Origin of the sequence: Tessaracoccus lubricantis (genome assembly GCF_039544535.1) — a bacterium.
Lineage (GTDB): Bacteria > Actinomycetota > Actinomycetes > Propionibacteriales > Propionibacteriaceae > Arachnia > Arachnia lubricantis.
The window spans coordinates 47099-67067 of sequence record NZ_BAABLV010000038.1 but is presented as its reverse complement, the minus strand read 5'-3'; the positions used below and the strand labels follow the sequence as shown (position 1 = coordinate 67067).

The 19969-nt window shown below is 70.1% G+C and carries 17 protein-coding genes; 9 read left to right on the top strand and 8 right to left on the bottom strand.

Going from position 1 to position 19969, the window contains the following annotated elements; all coding sequences use genetic code 11:
* Positions 1 to 17 precede the first annotated feature (17 nt).
* The 3 genes from ABEA30_RS13345 to ABEA30_RS13335 are packed head-to-tail and all read left to right on the top strand — an operon-like array spanning position 18 to position 2886.
* The gene (locus tag ABEA30_RS13345; RefSeq protein ID WP_345583658.1) at positions 18 to 770 is read left to right on the top strand and encodes a (Fe-S)-binding protein; all 753 of its coding nucleotides are present in this window, start codon (positions 18 to 20) and stop codon (positions 768 to 770) included.
* Complete coding sequence (locus tag ABEA30_RS13340) at positions 767 to 2236, top strand: LutB/LldF family L-lactate oxidation iron-sulfur protein (protein ID WP_182763429.1); 1470 nt, start codon at positions 767 to 769, stop codon at positions 2234 to 2236. The genes ABEA30_RS13345 and ABEA30_RS13340 overlap by 4 nt, the downstream gene beginning before the upstream one ends.
* Positions 2233 to 2886 carry a LutC/YkgG family protein gene (locus tag ABEA30_RS13335; RefSeq protein ID WP_345583652.1) on the top strand — a complete coding sequence of 218 codons (654 nt, stop codon included), beginning with the start codon at positions 2233 to 2235 and terminating at the stop codon, positions 2884 to 2886. The genes ABEA30_RS13340 and ABEA30_RS13335 overlap by 4 nt, the downstream gene beginning before the upstream one ends.
* Before the next feature lie 27 nt (positions 2887 to 2913).
* Here ABEA30_RS13335 and ABEA30_RS13330 read toward each other — a convergent pair whose 3' ends face one another.
* On the bottom strand, positions 2914 to 4986 hold the full coding sequence (locus tag ABEA30_RS13330; RefSeq protein ID WP_345583650.1) for a DNA gyrase/topoisomerase IV subunit B: 2073 nt from the start codon (positions 4984 to 4986) through the stop codon (positions 2914 to 2916).
* A 129-nt stretch (positions 4987 to 5115) separates the two neighbouring features.
* On the opposite strand from ABEA30_RS13330, the gene ABEA30_RS13325 reads away from it, so the two are divergent.
* Positions 5116 to 5316, top strand: a complete 201-nt coding sequence (locus ABEA30_RS13325) for a DUF7455 domain-containing protein (RefSeq protein WP_345583648.1) — start codon at positions 5116 to 5118, stop codon at positions 5314 to 5316.
* Here the strand turns inward: ABEA30_RS13325 and nudC are convergent.
* The 3 genes from nudC to ABEA30_RS13310 are packed head-to-tail and all read right to left on the bottom strand — an operon-like array spanning position 5303 to position 12407.
* A complete protein-coding gene (gene nudC / locus ABEA30_RS13320) occupies positions 5303 to 6133 on the bottom strand; it encodes an NAD(+) diphosphatase (RefSeq protein WP_345583646.1) in 831 nt (276 codons plus the stop codon). The genes ABEA30_RS13325 and nudC overlap by 14 nt on opposite strands.
* A complete protein-coding gene (locus ABEA30_RS13315) occupies positions 6130 to 9303 on the bottom strand; it encodes an ATP-dependent DNA helicase (RefSeq protein ID WP_345583644.1) in 3174 nt (1057 codons plus the stop codon). Before ABEA30_RS13315 ends, nudC begins: the two co-directional genes overlap by 4 nt.
* Positions 9300 to 12407, bottom strand: coding sequence for an ATP-dependent helicase (locus tag ABEA30_RS13310; protein WP_345583642.1), 3108 nt, complete (start codon positions 12405 to 12407; stop codon positions 9300 to 9302). The genes ABEA30_RS13315 and ABEA30_RS13310 overlap by 4 nt, the downstream gene beginning before the upstream one ends.
* A gap of 64 nt (positions 12408 to 12471) precedes the next feature.
* Between ABEA30_RS13310 and ligD the strand changes: the two genes are divergently transcribed.
* From ligD to ABEA30_RS13290, 4 genes are all read left to right on the top strand, one after another.
* Positions 12472 to 13413 carry a non-homologous end-joining DNA ligase gene (gene ligD / locus ABEA30_RS13305; protein ID WP_345583640.1) on the top strand — a complete coding sequence of 314 codons (942 nt, stop codon included), beginning with the start codon at positions 12472 to 12474 and terminating at the stop codon, positions 13411 to 13413.
* 13 nt (positions 13414 to 13426) lie between these two features.
* Entirely contained in the window at positions 13427 to 14227 is an 801-nt protein-coding gene (locus tag ABEA30_RS13300; protein ID WP_345583638.1) for a PP2C family protein-serine/threonine phosphatase, read from the top strand.
* A gap of 36 nt (positions 14228 to 14263) precedes the next feature.
* On the top strand, positions 14264 to 14488 hold the full coding sequence (locus tag ABEA30_RS13295) for a DUF3107 domain-containing protein (RefSeq protein ID WP_345583636.1): 225 nt from the start codon (positions 14264 to 14266) through the stop codon (positions 14486 to 14488).
* Between the two features lie 68 nt (positions 14489 to 14556).
* Positions 14557 to 16035, top strand: a complete 1479-nt coding sequence (locus ABEA30_RS13290) for a DEAD/DEAH box helicase (protein ID WP_345583634.1) — start codon at positions 14557 to 14559, stop codon at positions 16033 to 16035.
* Positions 16036 to 16098: 63 nt separating this feature from the next.
* Here the strand turns inward: ABEA30_RS13290 and trpS are convergent, their stop codons facing one another.
* Both trpS and ABEA30_RS13280 read right to left on the bottom strand, forming a co-directional pair.
* Positions 16099 to 17190, bottom strand: coding sequence for a tryptophan--tRNA ligase (trpS, locus tag ABEA30_RS13285; RefSeq protein WP_345583632.1), 1092 nt, complete (start codon positions 17188 to 17190; stop codon positions 16099 to 16101).
* Between the two features lie 58 nt (positions 17191 to 17248).
* The gene (locus tag ABEA30_RS13280) at positions 17249 to 18103 is read right to left on the bottom strand and encodes a PHP domain-containing protein (RefSeq protein ID WP_345583630.1); all 855 of its coding nucleotides are present in this window, start codon (positions 18101 to 18103) and stop codon (positions 17249 to 17251) included.
* A gap of 76 nt (positions 18104 to 18179) precedes the next feature.
* Here ABEA30_RS13280 and ABEA30_RS13275 point away from each other — a divergent pair, with 76 nt between their 5' ends.
* The gene (locus tag ABEA30_RS13275; protein ID WP_345583628.1) at positions 18180 to 18653 is read left to right on the top strand and encodes a DUF2505 domain-containing protein; all 474 of its coding nucleotides are present in this window, start codon (positions 18180 to 18182) and stop codon (positions 18651 to 18653) included.
* A 17-nt stretch (positions 18654 to 18670) separates the two neighbouring features.
* On the opposite strand, the gene ku is transcribed toward ABEA30_RS13275, so the two are convergent.
* Both ku and ABEA30_RS13265 read right to left on the bottom strand, forming a co-directional pair.
* A complete protein-coding gene (gene ku / locus ABEA30_RS13270) occupies positions 18671 to 19480 on the bottom strand; it encodes a non-homologous end joining protein Ku (protein WP_345583626.1) in 810 nt (269 codons plus the stop codon).
* A 2-nt stretch (positions 19481 to 19482) separates the two neighbouring features.
* On the bottom strand, positions 19483 to 19953 hold the full coding sequence (locus ABEA30_RS13265) for a DUF6912 family protein (protein WP_345583624.1): 471 nt from the start codon (positions 19951 to 19953) through the stop codon (positions 19483 to 19485).
* Positions 19954 to 19969 lie beyond the last annotated feature (16 nt).

Here is a 19969-nt window from a genome sequence, read left to right as displayed (position 1 = left end):
CCCGAAAGGCCACTGCCATGAACGTCAACCCCCACGTCGCGTTGTTCGCTACGTGCATCACCGACACCATGAAGCCGTCGGTGCCCATCGCCACAGTGCGACTCCTCGAGCGCCTCGGTTGCCGAGTCTCGTACCCGGAACGCCAGACCTGCTGCGGGCAGATCATGACCAACACCGGCTACTGGGACGAGGCGGTGCCCACCGTGCGCAATTACGTGCGCTCGTTCGGGGACTACGACTACATCGTCGCCCCCTCGGGTTCCTGCGTCGGTTCCGTGCGGGAGCAGCACCCGATGCTCGCCCGCCACGCCGGCGACGCCGGCCTCGAACGCGACGCGACGGCGGCTGCGGCCCGCACCTACGAGTTGAGCGAGTTCATCGTCGACGTGCTCGGCGTCACCGACGTGGGCGCCTACTTCCCGCACCGCGTGACCTACCACCCCACCTGCCACTCGGTGCGGATCACCAAGGTGGGCGACCGCCCCCTGAGGCTGTTGAGGGACGTGCGCGGCATCGACCTGATCGACCTGCCGAAGGCCGAGGAGTGCTGCGGCTTCGGCGGCACCTTCTCTGTCAAGAACCCTGACGTGTCCATCGCCATGGCCTCCGACAAGGCCCGCCATGTGCGCACCACCGGCGCCGAGTACCTGGTGGCCGGTGACCACGCGTGCCTGATGAACATCGGTGGCGTGCTGCACCGCGGCCGCTCCGGCGTCAGGACCATCCATCTGGCCGAGATCCTGGCCGCCACCGAGGAGGACGCGCGATGAACCGCCGCACCCCTGAGCCCGGCTCGTGGCTGGGCATCCCCGAGTTCCCGCAGGCAGCGAAGGCGAGCCTGCAGAACGCGGAGCAACGCAAGAACCTCACCCACGCGACGTCGACCATCCGGGCCAAGCGCATCGTCCGCGCCTCGGAGGTACCCGAATGGGAGGAGCTACGCACCGCGGCGGCCCAGATCAAGGACCGCGTGGCACGCCACCTCGAGCGCTATCTCCTGCAGGCCGAGGAGGCCATGACAGCAGCCGGCATCACCGTGCACTGGGCACGTGACGCAGCTGACGCCAACCGCATCGTCACGGACATCGCCAAGGCCAAGGGCGTCGACGAGGTGGTCAAGATCAAGTCGATGGTCACCCAGGAGATCGATCTCAACGAGCACCTGGAGGCAGAGGGCATCGCAGCCTGGGAGACGGACCTGGCCGAACTCATCGTGCAGTTGGGCCATGACCTGCCCAGCCACATTCTCGTGCCCGCCATCCACCGCAACCGATCCGAGGTGCGCGAGATCTTCAAGGAGGAGATGGGCCGCTACGGGAGACCCGCCCCCGAGCCGATCTCCGACGACCCGGCCGAACTCGCCGAGGCCGCCCGCCTTCACCTGCGCGAGAAGTTCCTGCGGGCGAAGATGGCGGTCTCCGGCGGCAACTTCATCGTGGCCGACACCGGCACCCTCGTCATCGTCGAATCCGAGGGCAACGGCCGCATGTGCCTGACCCTCCCCGAGACGCTGGTCTCCGTCGTCGGCATCGAGAAGGTGCTCCCGACGCTGGAGGACCTCGAGGTGTTCCTCAAGTTGCTCCCCCGCTCGTCCACCGGCGAGCGCATGAACCCGTACACCTCGATGTGGACGGGTGTGACGCCCGGCGAAGGACCGCAGGACCTCCACGTGGTGCTGCTCGACAACGGGCGCACCGATGTCCTGGCCGATCCCGAGGGCCGCGCTGCTCTGCGCTGCATCCGCTGCTCCGCCTGCCTCAACATCTGCCCCGTGTACGAGCGGGTGGGTGGCCACGCCTACGGGTCGCCGTACCCCGGCCCCATCGGCGCCATCCTCGGCCCGCAGCTGCGCGGCATGGACGACGCGAACACTCGCGCGCTGCCGTTCGCCTCGACGCTGTGCGGCGCCTGCAACGAGGTCTGCCCGGTGCGGATCCCGTTCACCGACATCCTGGTGCACCTGCGCCACAAGGCCGTCGAACACAAGACGGCCAAGCACCCCACCGGTGAGCAACTGCTGATGAAGGGCGCCGGCTGGGTGATGAAGGACGGCCGGAACCTGGCGTCGGTCCAACTCGGCAGCCGCTTCGCCGGCCGCATTTTCCGCGGCAAGTGGCTCGGCCCCATGCCCATTCCACTGGCCTCGCGCTGGCTGCAGGCCCGCGACGTCGAAGCCCCACCCACGCAGACCTTCCGCCAGTGGTGGAAGGACGAACACGAAGGAGACGCAGAATGAGCGCACGTGAAGAGGTGCTTCAACGCATCCGCCGAGCCACCAAGGACGTCACCGAGACGGATCCGCTGATCGACGTGCCCGTGGACTGGACCTACGGCCGCCCCCTGGGCACCAAGGACGTGATCGCGGACTTCGTCGAGAAGGTCGAGGACTACAAGGCCGCGGTCCGCCGCTGCGCCCCCGACGGGGCGGCGGCGATGATCGTCGAAGCCCTGGAGTCGTTGGACACGAAGAGCATCGTGGTGCCGGCGGGGTTCCCCGAACCGTGGGTCACGGCGCTCCGACATGCCGGCTTCGCGCTGCACCGCGACGACCCGCAGTTGACGCACGCCGAGCTGAACGCCATCGACGCGGTGGTGACGACGGCGGCGGTCGGCATGGCGGATTCGGGCACGATCGCCCTCGACCACAGCGAGGGTCAGGGCCGCCGCGCCCTGACACTGCTTCCGGACCGCCACATCTGCGTGGTGCACGAGTACCAGGTGGTCAGCGACGTTCCCGAGGGCATCGCCCGGCTGGCTCCGGCGATCCGCGACCGTCGCCCGGTCACGTGGTTGAGCGGCGGTTCCGCGACGAGCGACATCGAGTTGAGCCGGGTCGAGGGCGTCCACGGCCCGCGCCACCTCTCGGTCGTCCTCGTCGCTGACTGACGATGGCCCAGGGGGCGGGGACCAGCGTCAGGCGTCGATGCGATCCGCTTCGAGCGCGTAAGCACCCTCGATGATGAACTCCTTACGGGGGGCCACTTCGTTGCCCATGAGGACCTCGAAGACGCGCTCAGCCGCTTCCGCATCGTCGACGGTGAGCCTGCGCAGCATCCGGTGCTTCGGGCTCATCGTGGTGTCTGCCAGCTGGTCCGCGTCCATTTCGCCCAGGCCCTTGTAGCGCTGCGGCTCCTTGAACTTCTGTCCCCGCTTGGTGAGTTCGAGCGACTTGCGCTGGTACTCGGCATCTGAGTACGTGTAGATGTACTTGTCGTAGCCCTTCTTGGGGTTGATCAGCTCGAACCGGTGCAGGGGCGGAACGGCTGAGAACACGCGGCCGGCCTCCACGAGGGGGCGCATGTAGCGGAAGAAGAGCGTGGCGAGCAGGCAGCGGATGTGGGCGCCGTCGGAATCCGCGTCCGCCATGAAGATGACCTTGCCGTAGCGGGCCGAATCCACATCGAAGGAGCGGCCGGAACCGGCGCCCACCACCTGGATGATCGAGGCGCATTCGGCGTTCTTGAGCATGTCGCCGATGGAGGCCTTCTGCACGTTGAGGATCTTGCCCCGGATGGGCAGCAGCGCCTGGAACTCGGAATTGCGCGCCACGTTGGCCGTGCCGAGCGCGGAGTCGCCCTCCACGATGAACAGCTCGGTGCTGTCGACGCCGGTGGAGCGGCAGTCCTTGAGCTTCGGCGGCAACGTCGACGACTCCAGCGCGTTCTTGCGCCGCTGCGTCTCGCGGTGCGCGCGGGCCTGGACCCGGGTGCGCGCTGCCGCGACGACCTTCTCCTGGAGCGTTCTCGCCACCTGACGCGTCTTCGGCGCCGTGAGGAACTTGCCCATCTCCGACTCGACGACGCGGGCCACCAGACGGTTGACCGCAGGAGTGCCCAGCACCTCCTTGGTCTGGCCCTCGAACTGCGGCTCGGCCAAGCGCACCGTCACGACGGCGGTGAGCCCCTCGATGCAGTCGTCCTTGACGACCTCCTCGCCGGCCTTGAGCAGGCCGCGGGTGCCCTCGTAGGACTTCACCAATGCGCGGGTGAGGCCACGTTCGAAGCCCTGCACGTGTGTACCGCCCTTCGGCGTGGCGATGATGTTGACGAAGGACTTGAGCACCGTGTCGTAGCCGGTCCCCCAGCGAACGGCGATGTCGACGTCGAGGTCACGCTCCACGTCGGTGGGCGTCATCGCGCCCTTGTCGTCGAGCATCGGCACGGTCTCGACGAAGGAATCGGTGCCCTGAAGGCGGATGATCTCGGTGAGCGGAGCGTCGGGCGCCAGGAAGTCGGCGAACTCGGTGATGCCGCCCACGTGCAGGAAGGTCTCCACCGCGGCTTCGCCGTGGCGGGCGTCTGTCACCTCGATCTTCAACCCGGGCACCAGGAACGACGTCTGGCGGGCCCGGTCGTGGAGGTGGCGGATGGAGAGCTCAGCGTCTGCCAGGAAGATCTGGCGGTCGGGCCAGTAGCGGACCCGGGTGCCGGTCTTGCCCTTGGCGACCCGCTTGCCCTTGCGCAGCCCACTCTGGGGCGTGAAGTCCGCGTTGGGGCCCTCGCCGTCGAACACCCCGGGCACGCCGCGGCGGAAGCTCATCTCCCACGTGGCGCCGTCGCGGTCCACCTCGACGTCGAGCCGCGAGGACAGCGCGTTGACGACGGAGGCGCCCACGCCGTGCAGGCCGCCGGTGGCCGTGTACGACGAGTTGCCGAACTTGCCGCCGGCGTGCAACTTGGTGAAGACCACTTCGACGCCGCTGAGGCCGGTGCGGGGCTCCTTGTCGACAGGGACGCCGCGGGCGTGGTCATGCACACTGACCGAGCCGTCGGCGCCCAGGGCCACCTCGATCTCGCTGCCGAAACCGGCCAGCGCCTCGTCGACCGAGTTGTCGATGATCTCCCAGAGGCAGTGCATGAGACCGCGGGTGTCCGTGGAGCCGATGTACATGGCCGGGCGCTTGCGCACGGCCTCGAGGCCCTCGAGGACGAGGAGGTTCTTCGCCTCGTAGTCACGGGACAGTTGCTGGCTCTTCGGGTTCTGCACCCAGACAGGGTACCCTTGGGCGCCGACGTCCCCGCCCGCGAAACGCTGGCGCGCCGCCGAGGGAACATTCCGGCTGCCCGGTACGTTGATACATGAGATGGTGAAGAACCATAAGGACAGGAGGCCAAGATGACCGAACTCGTGACGGATCCCACACTGACCGCTGTCGATCGCTGCGATCGCTGCGGTGCCCAGGCCTACCTGCGTGTATTCCTTCGTTCCGGCGGTGAGTTGCTGTTCTGCGCCCACCACGCGGCCGCCCACCGAGAGAAGCTCCTCGAGGTGGCCAGCCGGATCCAGGACGAAACCAGCAAGCTCAACCAGAACTGAGCCAGCGCTGGATGAGGGCCCGCGCGATCGAGGCCCCTGCAGGGAGGATCACCTCACCCGCACCCAAGGCGGCGGCGAGATCAGACCGGGTGTAATACGCGCCTTCGGAGATCTCGTCGCCGTCGACGCTTATCTCGTCGTCCTCCGCCCGGGCCTCGAAGCCCAGCATCAGCGAGCGCGGCATGGGCCACGGCTCTGACCCCACGTAGCTCAGCGACGTGACCCGGGCGCCCACCTCCTCGAACACCTCGCGGTGCACGGCCTGCTCCACCGACTCCCCGGCCTCGATGAAGCCCGCGATGACGGAGACCCGGCCCTTGGCCCACTGCCGCTGCCGTGCCAACAGGAGCCTGTCGTCGGGGTCCGTGACGGCTACGATCACGCAGGGGTCGATGCGGGGGAACTGCAGGTTCCCGCAGCCCACGCAGATCCGGCGGGAGCCGGCCAGGTCCGGCCTGGTGGCCGAGCCGCACACCTCGCACGGTGGCTGGCTCGCGTGCCACCGCGTGAGCGCGACACCGGTCGCCAACGGGTCCAGCGAATCCGGGTTCGTGTCGCGCCAACTCATGGACTCGCCCGAGACGACATCGACGCCACGGGCGAACCACGCCACGCCGTCGACGGTGCCCAGCAGGACGTCGGCCGGTTGCCTGTCCCCCGGCGACTCCAGCGGCCTGGGCCTGCCCTGCTGCGATGCGATCGCCCCGTCCCCATCCACCTCGACGACGACGGCCCCCCGCCACAGCGCGGCCAACGCCTCCTCGGCGCGGCCGGTGGGGAGCCTGTCGAGCGGGGACCGCTCCAGCCAGTTCCTCATCCGTGTGCCACCTCCAGCGCCTCGTCGATGAGGCCGACGGGGGCCTCCACGAACCTCAGGTGATCTGTGCTGACATGGTAGAACGCCGCCCCCACCGAGGACGGATCGACACCGCGGGCTTCCGCCCAGGCCTGGCGGTACACCGCCAACTGAAGGGGGTCGGCCTTCTGGTTCGAGGTCTTCCAGTCGACGACGAGGTACTCCATCCCGTCGCGGCGCCAAGCGTAGACGGCGTCGATCCGCCCGCGCAGAACGTGCGGGCCGCGGCGCATGAGGAAGGGCACCTCGACGCCGATGGGCGTGCGCTGGGCGAACTGGCCCGCCTCGAAGGCCTGGATCAGTCGGGCGAGTTCCTCCGTTGCCGCGGCCGGTTGCGCCTCCAGTTCGTCCAGCGATGCGGGCAGCAGGAAGCGCTCCTGGAGCCACTCGTGGAACCGCGTGCCCACCCGGGCCGCGGTGGACGGACGGCGGGGCATCCTGCGCAGCAGGCCGGCCGCGAAGGCGCTCTGGTCAGTTCGGAGCGCCATCAGTGCCGTCGCGGAGAGCCCGTCGGGCAGCGCCACCGCTCTGTCCCCCCGGCGCTGTGCCAGCTCAGTCAGGTGGCGGATGCTCTCGTCCCACCCCGCGATGCGGGCCTCGTCCTCAGAACCCACCACTCCCGATTCCCAGACCCAGGCGTCACGCGCGGCCTGGGGAGCACGACCCAACCGCGCCGCGTGGTCGATCAGCTCCGCTGCAGCGGCCCGCTGTGCGAGGGCCACGCCGTCGAGTTCCACGGGCCATGCCGCGCGCCCCGGCTCCGCGGGGATGGGATTGGTCTCCGACGTACGCGTGGCGTTGTCGAGGTAGGTCCCCGAAGCCTCGCACAACTCGCGGATGACGCTGAAGTACGAGGACTCTGCGCGCGGCTTGACGTTGCCCGGGGTCCAGAGGTGTGCCGAAGCCAGCAGGACCCGCTTGGCCCGCGTGGCCGCCACGTAGGCGAGCCTGTCCTCCGACAGGCGGTGTTCGTCCTTCAACGCCTCCCGGTAGGCGTCGATGCCCTTCTTCGTGTGCTCCCCGAGCTGCGGGATGGACGAGGCGTCACCCCGCAGGGGCGCGGGGAGCACGTCGGCGCGCTGCGGCCAGACCCCTGACCGGGACTCGGAGGGGAAGACCTTGTCGACGAGGCTGGGCAGGTAGACGGTGTCCCATTCGAGGCCCTTGGCCCGGTGCACCGTCATCAACTTGACCGAGTCGTCCTCGCTGGGCACCGCCTGCATGAGCCCCTCACCGTGCTCCGACTCCGCGTCGAGGTAGGCGATCAGGCCGGTGAGGCTGCCGTCGCCGTCGACGTCCACGTAGCTGGCCACCTCAGCCACGAACCTGGCCACCTGGCTCGTGTCGCCCCCGGTGGCCAGCAGTTCGGCCTCGAGGCCGAGAGTGGCGATGACCCGCGTCACCAGGTCTGCGACCGGCTCAGACACATGCCTGCGCAGCGCGGTGATCTCCCCGTGGAAACGGGCGAGGCGCTGCCTCGCCTCCGTGCTGAGCGGGGCCTCGCCCGGGTCTGCCACGGCGTCCAGGAGGCACACCACCTCTCCGGGGTCTGCCTGCGTCACGGCCTTGACCAGGTCGTCGTCTTCCGGGAGGTCCGAGCCTGACTCCCTGGCCAGTTCGCGGGCGCGTGCCCCGAGCGCCTCCATGTCCGCGAGGCCGAGGTTCCACCTGGGGCCGGTGAGCAGCGTGGCCACCTCAGGGTTGGCGGTCACGTCGTCGAGCACCCGCAGCGTGGCGACGATGGGTGCCACCTCAGCCAAGCCGAGGAGGCCGCCCAGACCGACGATCTCCACCGGCACGTCGCGGTCACGCAGCGCCTCGAAGATGGGTGCCAGCGCAGCGTTGCGCCGCACCAGCACGGCCTGGTCCTTCCACCGGGTGCCCGCCTCGTGCTGCGAGATCACGGTCTCCGTCAGCCAGTCCACCTCCTCCCGGAACGTGTCGAACATGGCAGCCGCCACCGCACCGGCTGGTGCACCCTCGGGTGCGACCAGGGAGACGCCCTCCTCGCCGGGCGCGGCATGCAGGCCGGCCGCGAGGAGGTTGCCCACCTCGAGGATGCGGTGGCCGCTACGCCGGTTGATGCTCAGCGTCTGTCGCTCGGCGGGTGCGCCGTCGGAGCGGCGGAACTGGTGCGGGAACTCGAGGATGTTGCCGGAGGCGGCGCCGCGCCAGCCGTAGATGGCCTGGTAGGGGTCACCGACGGCCGTGACGGGGAAGCCCATCGCGTCGGAGGCCACCGGCCCCGTGAAGAGGCGGCGCAGCAGTTCGGCCTGCGCCGATGAGGTGTCCTGGTATTCGTCCAGCAGCACCACCCGGAACCGGTGCCGCAGCTCGCGGCCCACGTCCGGCACCTGGGTGACCAGCCTGACGGCCTCGCGCAGCTGGTCTGCGAACTCCACCACGCCGAGGCGCCGCTTCAGCTCCTGATAGCGGCTCACCAACGACAGCAACTCGCGCCGCTCGCCGCTGGCGTCCAATGCCTTCGCCACATCGCGCATGACCTTCCCGCGGAACAGCGGGGCCAGGCGGAACTGCTGGTCCGCGTGGCTGGCCTGGGCCAGGATCTGCTCTGGCGTCACCAGGTGGGAGGCCATCTCCGCGTCCAGCGCCAGCACCCGCTCGGGGATGGAGTGATGGCTGAGCCTGCTGATGCTCTGGAACGGCCCCGGGGCGTCGGCCACCACGCGGGTGGCCAGCCTGAACCGGCTGGCGCCGGTGATCATCACCGGGTCCCTGTCGATGCCGATCCGAAGGCCGAACTCGCTCACCAGGCGCGCGGCGAACGAGTCGTAGGTCATCACCAGCTCTGCGCCCTCACCGTCGAGACCCGTCAGCACGCCCGCCCGTTCGAGCGCGTCGGCCACCCGGCCGGCGAGCTCCGCTGCCGCCTTCCGGGTGAAGGTGAGGCCGAGCACCTGCTCCGGCCGTACCTGGCCGGTGCCGACGAGCCAGACGACGCGCGCGGCCATCACCGTGGTCTTGCCGCTTCCCGCGCCGGCGATGATCACCGCCGGTTCGAGCGGCGCGGTGATGCAGGCCAACTGCTCGTCCGAGAACGGGATGCCCAGGGCGTCGCACAGTTGTTGCGGGTCCGTGAACAGCTTGCTGCGGATGGGGGTGATGGTCATCGGCGTCCGGCCTTCCCGGGTGCCCCCTGCGTCGGGCACGACGCGGAGAACGGACAGTAGCGGCAGGCGCTGCATTCCACGGCCTCGAACCGGCCGCTGCGCAGGATCTCGACCGCGCTGGCGATGCGGTCGTGCACCCAGGTGGGGCCGACGGCGAGTTCCTCGTCCTTGATGGCCGGCGCGTCGTCGATGGACGGCTGTTCGACCACCGAGGGGAGGGTCTCTCCCCCGCGCAGGAACATCAGCGCGGGCGGTGCCACGCCTACGGCGTCTGCGGCCACGTCCTTGAAGGCGCCGAGGCTGGCGGCCAACTGGTACACGCCCAGCTGGGCGTTGTCCACGACGTCCTGCGGACGCAGCACCTTGCGTCCCGTCTTCAGGTCCACCACCCGCAGGCGCCCGTCGGCGGTGCGCTCGAGCCTGTCGACGGTGCCGCGCAGCACCACGCGCTCGCCGGCCACCTCGAGGTCGACCTCGAAGTCCTTCTCGACCGCGAGGAGGTCGTGGGGATTGGTGTCCTGGTAGTTGGCGAAGCGTTCCACCGCGGCGAAGATCTCCGAGCGCTCCGTGGCAGAGAGCCATTCGGTCTCGAACGGGATCTTCTCCCAGACGTCTTCCAGACGGGCGTGCATCTCCGCAGCGTCCAGCCCCTCTGTGGCGGCCTGCTTGGCCACGACGTGCACCACGTCACCCACCGAGGCGCGCGACTGCCGGACCCGGTCCGCCTGGGCCCGGCGGGACAGGAACCACATGCGGGGGCAGTCGAGCAGCAGCGCCAGCGAGGAACCGTTGAGGTGGATGGGCCCCCGCTGCTGGCGGGACGGCCCGCTGGCCTCGCGCATGCCCCACCAGGTGCCGGGGGAAGCCCCCGGGAACGCTGCGGCGCCGTCCGGGTTCTGGACCGTTGCCATCGACGCCAGGCGCAGTGCCGCAGCCCGCCGTAGGCCGGGGGACGCGGCCTCGTCCACCAGGACGCGTCGCAGTTCACCGACGAGGGCCGCAGAGGACAGCAGTTGCGTGGGGCGGCCGACCACCCGCTGCACCTCGACGCCCAACTCGGCGAGGAACCGCGACGGGCGGCCGCCCTCGCCGTCGACCCCCTGCACCGCCGACACGTGCAGCCCGGAACGCGCCCGGCTGCACGCGACGTGGAACAGCTGCCGCTCCGGCAGCAGGTGCGACCCCTGACCGGGTGCGGCGAGGCCGTGGGGGCCGAGCCTGTCGGCGTCGACGAGCAGCCCGGCCCGGGTGAGCCGGGGCCAAAGGCCCTCCTGCACCCCGATGACCCAGACCCGCTCCCACTCCAGGCCGCGCGTGCGGTGGGCCGTCACGACGCGCACGCCCCGGCCGCTGATGTCGAGCTCGCGGCCCGTGTCCGCGGGGATCTCCTGACCGGAGAGCTCGGCGAGGAAGGTGCGTGCGCCCGCCGCGCCGCGGAGCTCGTCCGCACGGGCGGCCTGCTCGAAGAGTTCGACCATCGCGTCCAGGTCTGCGTCTGCCCGCCGGGAGCCGCGCAGGGCGCGTTCGCGCAGTTCCTCCGGCCACCCGGTGCCGGACCAGAGGAGCCACAACACCTCCTGCACCTCGGCTCCCCGCTCCACCAGCGTGGTGCCCTCTTCGAGGAGGGTGGCCAGGGCCCGTGCCTGGGCCGCCTCGGGAAGGTCGAGGTCTGCCAGCAGACCGGGCTCTGACAGGGACCTGCCGAGCAGCGCTGCGGAGGTGCCCTCCGTGCGGTGGCGGGCCAGGAGGGCCCGGCCCAGCCGGCGCTGGCCCACTCCGTCCAGACCGCACAGCTGGGACGACAACAGCAGGCGCGCCTCGTCCGCCTCCGGGGCGCCACCGTCGGCGCAGACGCGCAGCCCCAGCAGGACCACGGCGACGGCCGGCTGTTCCGCCAGCGCGATCTCATCGCCGGAGACATCGACGGGCACGCCGAGGCGCACGAGCTCCTTCGCGACGGCGCTGAGCTGCGCCCGACCCGCCCGGGTGACCACCACGAGGTCCGCCCAGGAAAGGCCGTCCTGGGTGGCCGCCGCACGCAGCTGGGCGGACACGTGCGCCAGCTCTGCGGAATGGTCGTCGTAGACGGTGGCGGTGACCGTGCCGCCCGCCCGCTCGGGACGGGGCGCGGGGCTGGCGTGCCGCTGGTCGAGGCGTTGGCGGAGGGTCTCCAGCGACTCGGCCAGCACCGACCGGCTGCGGAAGCCCCGGGTGAGGTGCGCCTGCCGGGCCCCGGCCAACGCGGCGAGGTCTGCCATGGCCGTGGGGCTGGCACCGCGGTACCCGCCGATCCGGGAATGCGGGTCCCCCACTGCCAGGACGGGCAGGCCGAGCCGCGCCAGGTCTCCCACCAGCCCCACCTGCGCATGGTCCGACTCGTGGGCATCGTCGACCAGCACGGCGTCGAACGAGGCGGCAACACCCCCCGCCACCGACTGCTCCGTCAGCAACAGCCGCGTGCGGTAGACGAGCTCGGCGTAGTCGAGCGTGCCGGCGAAGTCTGCCACCGTGAGGTACTCCTCGATGAAGGCGGCTGCGGCGCGGAAGAGTGCATCGCCCTCCATCGCCGCCATCCCGGCGATTGCCTCCGGATCCAGGGAGAGCTGCCGCGCACGGGCCAGCACCTCGCGCAGTTGGCGCGCGAACGCCCGCGTGCCGACGGCGGCCCTGAACTCCTCGGGCCACGCCTCGGGCCCCATCCCCTCCAGGAGCTCGCGGATGCGCGCCTCCTGTTCCGGCGCGCGGAGCAGGCGCCACGGGCTGTCCTCGTGCGGCCAGAACCGGCGCAGCAGGCCGAGCGACAGGCCGTGGATGGTGGTCACGTGCGCCTCGGTCTGCGCCCTGTCCAGCCGGCGGGTGATGTCGCGGCGCAGGGTCTGGGCGGCGGCGCGCGAGTGTGCCAGCACGATGAGGCGTTCCAACGGGGACCCGGCCTTCACCCGCGCGGCGGCCGCCTCTGCGACCAGCGTGGTCTTGCCGGAGCCGGGGCCGCCCAGCACCACCGTGACCCCCGCCGCCGGTGCGGCCAACCCCTCCTGCTCGACGGTGAGCACCGGCATCACGACCTGACGGGGTGGCACGACGCGGAAACTCATGGGCACCATGGAACCATCCTGCTGCGACAATTTCACAGCGGACGCGTGTCATGCTGTGGCGAGGAGGCCCACGATGAATGAGCGGATCACCACTGAGATCGACGGTCTGACGCTGAACCTGAGCAGCCTCGACAAGCCACTCTTCCCCAGCGGCTTCACCAAGGGCGAGTTGATCAACTACTACGTGGAGATCTCCGAGGTGCTGCTCCCACACCTGCGCGACCGCGCGCTCACCCGAGTCCGGTTCCCCGAGGGAGTGACCGGGGACTCGTTCTACGAGAAGAACGCACCCCCGGGCACGCCAGAGTTCGTGCGCACCGTCGACGTGGCAACCAGCGCCGGGACGGTGAGCTACGTGAGCGTCACGCAGCGGGCTGATCTCGCCTGGCTGGCGAACTTCGCCTCGATCGAGCTGCACACCCCCCAGTGGCGCACCACCGAGGCCACCGCACACGAGGACGGCATCGTGCTCGACGGCGAGGACGAGCCGCTCGCCACGTCCTTGGTGGTCGACCTCGACCCGGGCCCCGGCATCACGCCCGAGGACTCCGCCAAGGGCGCGATCATCGCCGCCACGACCCTCGCCGAACTCGGGTTGGAGGCGCACCCGAAGAGCTCGGGGAACAAGGGACTGCAGCTGACGGTGCCCATCTCGCCCACGCCCGCGTCGCAGGTCTACGCCTTCGCCCAGTCCCTCGCGCGACACCTGGCCCGCGCGCACCCGAAACGCTTCGTCGCGACGATGGCCAAGAACGCCCGCGCCGGCCTCATCTTCGTCGACTTCGCCCAGAACCTCGCGGCGCGCAACACCGTGACCGCCTATTCGGTGCGCGGCCTCGACACGCCGTCGGTGGCCACGCCCCTCACCTGGGAGGAGGTGGCTGCCCTGCGCGCTGACACGCCGGTTCGGACGCATCCCACGGCCATGCTCGAGCGGGTGCAGAATCTAGGCGACCTGTGGCAGGCCACCCTGCCCACCCCCCAGAGCCCGGCCCTGCCCGGACCGCTCGACTGACAGGATGGACTCCATGACGGACGAGTCGACCCCGCTGCCCCGTTCAGAGCGCGCGCACTACCTGCGCGAGCCCGCCCCCTGGGTGGCGGGCTGCAGCGACACGGGCAGGCGTCACCGCACCAACCAGGACGCGATGTGCCTGGCCGTGCGGTCCGACCCCCGTGCGGAGGCCGTGCTGGCGATCGCCGACGGGGTGACCACCGCCCACGGCTCGGAGCTTGCCTCGTTGGTGGCCACGGAGACCGCCGTCGAGACCCTCATCCAGGCGCTCGGCGCCGGGACGCCTGCCAACGTCGCCTTCGTCCAGGCCTTCGCCGCCGCCAACGACGAGGTGCTGGCCGCCTCCGAGGACCCGTCGGCCTGCACCCTGATCGCCGCAGCCATCCAGCCGGGCGTGATCGCCGTCGGCAACGTGGGTGACTCGCGCGCCTACTGGTTCTGCGACGACGGCTCCACCGAGCTGCTGTCCGTCGACGACTCCATGGCGCAGGCGCGCATGATGCTGGGCATGTCGCGCGACGATGCCGAACAGTCCAACCAGGCGCACGCGATCACCAAGTGGCTGGGCCGCCAGGCCACCAACGTCACGCCGTCGGTGCTGACGCTCCAGCCCCGCGCCAACGGCTGGCTCCTCCTCTGCACGGACGGGCTGTGGAACTACGCGAGTTCCCCCGAGGACATGTCGGCACTGTTCAGCGCGCAGGTGAGCCGTAGCCCCAGCCCCGCCGCCCTGGCGGAGGCGCTCGTCGCGTGGGCCAACGAGCAGGGCGGCAAGGACAACGTCACGGTCGTGGTCGCGCGCGTCGAACAGTGACGCGCCACGCTTTGCGCCACGGCTAGAGTTGGCGGCATGGAAGTCAAGATCGGCATCACCGACGTCGCCCGCGAAGTCAGCATCGAGACCATTTCCTCGTCAGACGAGGTCGTCCAGGCACTCAGGGAGGCCGTGGACAACTCCGGCCTGTTCGAGTTGACCGACGAGAAGGGTCGCCGCGTCGTGATTCCCGCAGCGCGGGTGGGCTACCTGGACATCGGCAGCGCCTCCGTGCGCGCAGTCGGTTTCGGCGCCGTCTGAGACGGGGCCTGCGGTAGAGTGGGCCCCTGCGGGCGCACTCTGCCCGCCTCCGGCGCGTCTCCCGCGCCGTGAGCTCACTCGAAAAGGTCAGAACCCTGAGCGACAACGAGATTGCAGGCAGCGACACATTCGCTGACCTCGGCATCCACGAATCCATCACCTCGGCGTTGGCGGAGACGGGCATCGTCCACCCCTTCGCCATCCAGACGCTCGCCATTCCGCTGGCCATCCAGGGCAGCGACCTCATCGGCCAGGCCCGCACCGGCACCGGCAAGACGCTCGCGTTCGGCGTGAGCCTGCTGCACCGCATGGTGACCCTCTCCGACGGCGAGAAGCCCGCCCACGGCAAGCCCCGCGCGCTCGTCGTGTGCCCCACGCGCGAGCTCGCGCTCCAGGTGGGCCGCGACATGGACATGGCGGGCAAGCACCTCAAGATGCGCGTGCTCACCATCTACGGCGGCACCAGCTACGACGACCAGCTCGACGCGCTGGACAAGGGCATCGACATCGCCGTGGGCACGCCCGGCCGGCTGCTCGACCTGGCAGACCGTGGCGCGCTGGACCTCAGCCAGATCCAGGTGCTCGTCCTCGACGAGGCCGACGAGATGCTGGACCTGGGCTTCCTGCCCGACATCGAGCGCCTCCTGCGCAAGACGCCGCACAACCGCCAGACCATGCTGTTCTCGGCCACCATGCCGGCGCCCATCCTGGCGCTGGCCCGGGCCACGCTGAACAAGCCCATCAACATCCGCGCGGAGGGCCACGACGCCCAGATGACCGTGCCCGACATCGAGCAGTTCGTCTACCAGGCGCACGACCTCGACAAGCCGGAGATCGTCGCGCGCATCCTGCAGGGTCGCCAGACCTCGAAGGTGATGGTCTTCTGCCGCACCAAGCGGGCCGCGCAGCGCCTGACCGACGAACTCGTGGACCGCGGGTTCGCCGCCGCCTCGATCCACGGCGACCTGAACCAGCAGGCCCGTGAACGCGCCCTGAAGAAGTTCCGTTCGGGCACCATCGTCGTGCTCGTCGCCACCGACGTGGCCGCCCGCGGCATCGACATCCCCGACGTGAGCCACGTCATCAACTACGAGTGCCCGGACACCGACGCCACCTACGTGCACCGCATCGGCCGCACCGGCCGCGCCGGCAACACCGGTGTCGCCGTCACGCTCGTGGACTGGTCCGACCTGCACCGGTGGAAGCTGATCGACCAGCAGCTCAAGCTCGGCAAGCCCGAGCCGGTCGAGACGTACTCGTCGTCGCCGCACCTCTACACCGACCTCGACATCCCCGAGGGCACCAAGGGCCGCGCGCCCGGCGCCGTCGCGGCACGGGAGCGGGCAGAGGCCAGCCGTCGCGGCACCGGGGAGCGTCGCAGCAGCAGCCAGCGGGCCGCGGGCGAGGCCGGTGGCACGCGCCGCCGTCGGCACCGCGTCACGGAGAGTGAGGGCGACCAGCCGGCGAAGGAGCCGACTGCCGAGCGCAAGCCGCGTCGTCGCCGACGCCGCACCCGCGCCGGCGTCGAGGTCAAGCCCGAGAGCTGACCGCCCGTACCGCACACGTGGCCGGGACCCGCTGGGTCCCGGCCACGTGTCGTTCCGCTGGCGTCAGTACTGCATCTGCATCGCGGCGCGGACCTCGTCGAGGGTCTGGTCGGCGATCGCGTTGGCGCGGGCGTTGCCGTCTGCGAGCACGGCGGCGAGGTGGCCGGGGTCTGCCTCCAGCTCAGCACGGAGCGCGCGGATGGGGGCGAAGTACTCGTTGACCGCCTCGGTGACGAGCTTCTTCAGCCCGCCACCACCGCCGTCGCCGATCTCGTCGGCGACCTCGACGGGGTCGCGGTCGAGGCACAGCGCCGCCAGGTTGACCAGGTTCGACACCTCGGGCCGGTTCGCCGGGTCGTAGGTGATGTGGCGGTCCGAGTCGGTCACCGCACGCTTGAGCAGCTTCGCGGTCTCGTCCGCGGTCATCCGCAACTCGATGGTGTTGCCCTTCGACTTCGACATCTTCGTGCCATCGAGGCCCAGCACGGTGCCCGACTTCGACAGCAGGGCCTCCGGGGCGGGGAACACCGGCCGCGACTCGTCGGCTCGGCCGTAGCGCTCGTCGAAGCGGCGGGCGATGACGCGGGCCTGCTCGATGTGCGGGAGCTGGTCCTTGCCGACCGGCACGAGGTTGGCGCGGCAGAACAGGATGTCGGCGGCCTGGTGCACCGGGTAGGTGAGCATGAGGCCCGACATCGGGCGGTCCCCCGTGTCGTCCAGTTCGGACTTCACCGTCGGGTTGCGGCGCAGTTCGGCGTCGGTGACCAGCGAGAGGAACGGCAGCATCAACTGGTTGAGGGCCGGGATCTGCGAATGGGTGAAGATGGTCACCTCGGCCGGGTCGAGGCCGATCGCGAGGTAGTCGGTCAGCAGCGAGTAGACGCGTTCCCGGATGGGCCCGACGCCGTCGCGGTCCGTGATCACCTGGTAGTCGGCGATGATGACGAAGGTCTCCACGCCCTGCTGCGCAAGGCGCACGCGGTTCTGGAGCGAGCCGAAGTAGTGCCCGATGTGCAGGTGCCCGGTGGGCCGGTCCCCCGTCAGGATGCGGAACTGCGACGGATCCTTGGCCAGTGCCGCCTCGATCTCCTGGCTACGCGCCGTGGACCGCGCCAGTGACGCGTCGATGTCGAGGGAGATCTCTTCGGTGGACATAGGTGAACCTGCCTGGGGTGAGTGGATGTGCGCCCCAAGCTTAGCCACTGGTCCGAGGTCAGACGATCTGGCCGCCCCGGCGCCTGATCCGCGCCTGGAGGTCGCGGAAGGCCGACGTGCGGGTCAGGTTGGCACCCAAGGGGTTGTTCCTCTTCCCGAGGCCGTGGTAGTCGCTGGAGCCCGTGCGCAGGAGGCCCGGCCTGCCGCCCATCTCGAACAGCAGCGAGCGTGCCTCCGGGTCGTGGTCGGGGTGGTCCACCTCGATGCCCTCGAGCCCGTAGTCGGCGACCAGCTGCTCGAGGTAGGGCCCGTCGATCACGGCCCGGCCACCCCTGGCCCACGGGTGCGCGATGACGGCGACTCCCTTGGCACCATGGATCAACTCGATGGCGCGCTCCAACGACGCGGCGTAGCGCTTCACGTAGCCCGGCCTGTCCTCGGCGAGCCACTCGGAGAATGCCTGCTCCCGGTCCGCCACGTGGCCCCTGGCCACCATGGCGTCGGCGACATGGGGCCGGCCGACGGCGGGCGCGCCCATCGCGGCGCGGTTGACGTCGTCGAGCGTGAGCTCGATGCCTGCGGCGTTGAGCTTCTCCACCATCATGGGCAGCCGGTGGCTGCGCCCGTGCCGGATGCGGGCGAGCTCGGCACCGAGCTCGCGGTCGTAGAGGTCGCAACCGTAGCCGAGCAGGTGCACGGGGTGGCCTTCGACCTCCGTCGACATCTCGATCCCGCACAGCACCTTGAGCCCGATGCGCCGGCCCGCCTCCTGGGCCTCGAGGACCCCGCCGAACGTGTCGTGGTCGGTGATCGCGATGGCGTCGAGGCCTGCCTGTGACGCCTTCAGCACGAGGGCCGTCGGGGAGTCGGTCCCGTCCGATACGCGCGAATGGGTGTGCAGGTCGATCCTCATGGCCCACATCCTAGGCACTGGCCCGCCGGGATTTGGCCGGGCCGGGGCAACAGCCCGGGCCAAGTAGTCTGGCCCCATGGACCTGGATTACACCCACACGTATGCCGCCAACCCCGAGCGCGTCGTCGGCCTCCTCCGCAACGAGGAGTTCATCGCAGACGTCGCACGCCACGCCGGCGCCACCGAGCACGCCGTCGACATCACCCCGGACGCCACCACCCTGACGATGTCGCTGCCCGTCCCCGCCAACGTCGCGAAGTTCGTCGGCTCCACCATGAAGCTCAAGCAGGTCTTCCGCTTCGAGGCACCGGCATCTGACGGCAGCATCCGCGGCCGGGTCGACGTCGACGTGCCCGGCATGCCGGTGGACGTGAAGGCCGACGCGCTGATGGTGCCGCAGTCCAACGGCAGCACGGAAGGCCGCTACACGGGCGACCTCAAGGTGAAGATCCCGCTGGTGGGCAAGAAGGTCGAGGCGCAGGTGGAGCCCTACATCCGCGATGCCTTCGCCGGCCTCGAGCGGCGCGCGGCCGACTGGCTCACCCGCTGACGCTGTCGACGGTGGCCTCAGCCGGCCTTGCTGGTTGAGGCCTCCTCGCGGCGCTTCTTGGCCGCCTCGACGGAGGCCTTGAGCGCCGCCATGAGGTCGACCACGTCGCCGGTGGGCGCGGAACGGTCGGTCTGCTCGGGCACCTCGGCGCCCGCGAGCTTGGCCTCGACCACCTCGAGCAGGGCCTCGCGGTAGGAGTCGGTGTAGGCCTCGGGGTCGAACTCCCCCTCCAGCTGGGCGATCAGCAGCTTTGCCATCTCGATCTCCGCGTCGGAGATCTTCACCTCGGCCTTGGGGGCCGCGAACTCGCCGTCGCGCAACTCGTCTGGCCAGTACATGGTGTGCATCAGCAGCAGGTCGTCCTTGGCGCGGATCAGGGCGAGCGATTCCCGGCTGCGCAGCGCCACCTTCACCACCGCCACCTTGTTCTCCTTGGCCAGTGCCTCGCGCAGCAGCACGTAGGGCTTCTGCCCGGCCGGTTCCGCCTCCAGGAAGTAGGTGCGCTGGAAGAACGTGGGATCGACCTCGTGCTCCTCCACGAACTGCACCACGTCGACGCTCTTGAGGGTGCTGAGCGGCAGGTTCTCGAAGTCCTCGTCGCTCAGGATGGCCATGCGGCCGTCGGCGGCCTCGTAGCCCTTGGCGATGTCGGCGAACTGCACCACCTCACCGCACTTCTCGCAGACGCGCTGGTAGCGGATGCGCCCGCCGTCCTCGGAGTGCACCTGCCGGAAGCTGATGTCCTTGTCCTCGGTGGCGCCGTAGAGCTTGACGGGGATGGACACCAGCCCGAAGGACACGGAGCCCTTCCAGATAGAGCGTGGCATGGTCAGCTCCCTCCGTGGTATTCGACCTTGTCATTCCAGAGCAGGTCGTGATTCTCGAGTAACTCCTGCACTTGTGGCTGGGCCCAGGCCTGGTCGATCGTCATGCCCTTGGCGATGGCGGCTGCGTCCGCCACGTCCACCCCGGGTTCCTCGGCGAACCACGCGATCATCGCGCTGGGCGGGCACTGCGTCAGCTGCACCTGGCCGTTGGCCGGGTCCTCACCCGGCCGGACCAGCGACGGGTCCACTTCGGCCACCACGACGACCCGCTCCCCGTGCGCAGCCAGCCCCGCCACCGACGCCAGCACCATGGCTGCGTGTTCGGCGTCCTCCGTCTCGTCCTCGTCGTACTCGAGCTCGGCCATGAGTTCGGGCGTGACGGTGTACGCCGCCCGACCATCGACGGCCACGCCGCCCACGAGCATGTCCAGTTCGTCCGACGCGATGGGAATGAACACCAGTTGACGCTTCACGAAGCCCACCCTAGCC

Excerpts from the sequence above, each read along its gene's own strand:
- ku (WP_345583626.1), bottom strand. The coding sequence starts at position 19,480 with ATGCCACGCTCTATCTGGAAGGGCTCCGTGTCCTTCGGGCTGGTGTCC.
- trpS (WP_345583632.1), bottom strand. The coding sequence starts at position 17,190 with ATGTCCACCGAAGAGATCTCCCTCGACATCGACGCGTCACTGGCGCGG.
- ABEA30_RS13300 (WP_345583638.1), top strand. The coding sequence starts at position 13,427 with ATGACGGACGAGTCGACCCCGCTGCCCCGTTCAGAGCGCGCGCACTAC.
- ABEA30_RS13345 (WP_345583658.1), top strand. The coding sequence starts at position 18 with ATGAACGTCAACCCCCACGTCGCGTTGTTCGCTACGTGCATCACCGAC.
- ABEA30_RS13340 (WP_182763429.1), top strand. The coding sequence starts at position 767 with ATGAACCGCCGCACCCCTGAGCCCGGCTCGTGGCTGGGCATCCCCGAG.
- ABEA30_RS13335 (WP_345583652.1), top strand. The coding sequence starts at position 2,233 with ATGAGCGCACGTGAAGAGGTGCTTCAACGCATCCGCCGAGCCACCAAG.
- ABEA30_RS13310 (WP_345583642.1), bottom strand. The coding sequence starts at position 12,407 with ATGGTGCCCATGAGTTTCCGCGTCGTGCCACCCCGTCAGGTCGTGATG.
- ABEA30_RS13325 (WP_345583648.1), top strand. The coding sequence starts at position 5,116 with ATGACCGAACTCGTGACGGATCCCACACTGACCGCTGTCGATCGCTGC.
- ABEA30_RS13315 (WP_345583644.1), bottom strand. The coding sequence starts at position 9,303 with ATGACCATCACCCCCATCCGCAGCAAGCTGTTCACGGACCCGCAACAA.
- ABEA30_RS13280 (WP_345583630.1), bottom strand. The coding sequence starts at position 18,103 with ATGAGGATCGACCTGCACACCCATTCGCGCGTATCGGACGGGACCGAC.
- ligD (WP_345583640.1), top strand. The coding sequence starts at position 12,472 with ATGAATGAGCGGATCACCACTGAGATCGACGGTCTGACGCTGAACCTG.
- nudC (WP_345583646.1), bottom strand. The coding sequence starts at position 6,133 with ATGAGGAACTGGCTGGAGCGGTCCCCGCTCGACAGGCTCCCCACCGGC.
- ABEA30_RS13275 (WP_345583628.1), top strand. The coding sequence starts at position 18,180 with ATGGACCTGGATTACACCCACACGTATGCCGCCAACCCCGAGCGCGTC.
- ABEA30_RS13295 (WP_345583636.1), top strand. The coding sequence starts at position 14,264 with ATGGAAGTCAAGATCGGCATCACCGACGTCGCCCGCGAAGTCAGCATC.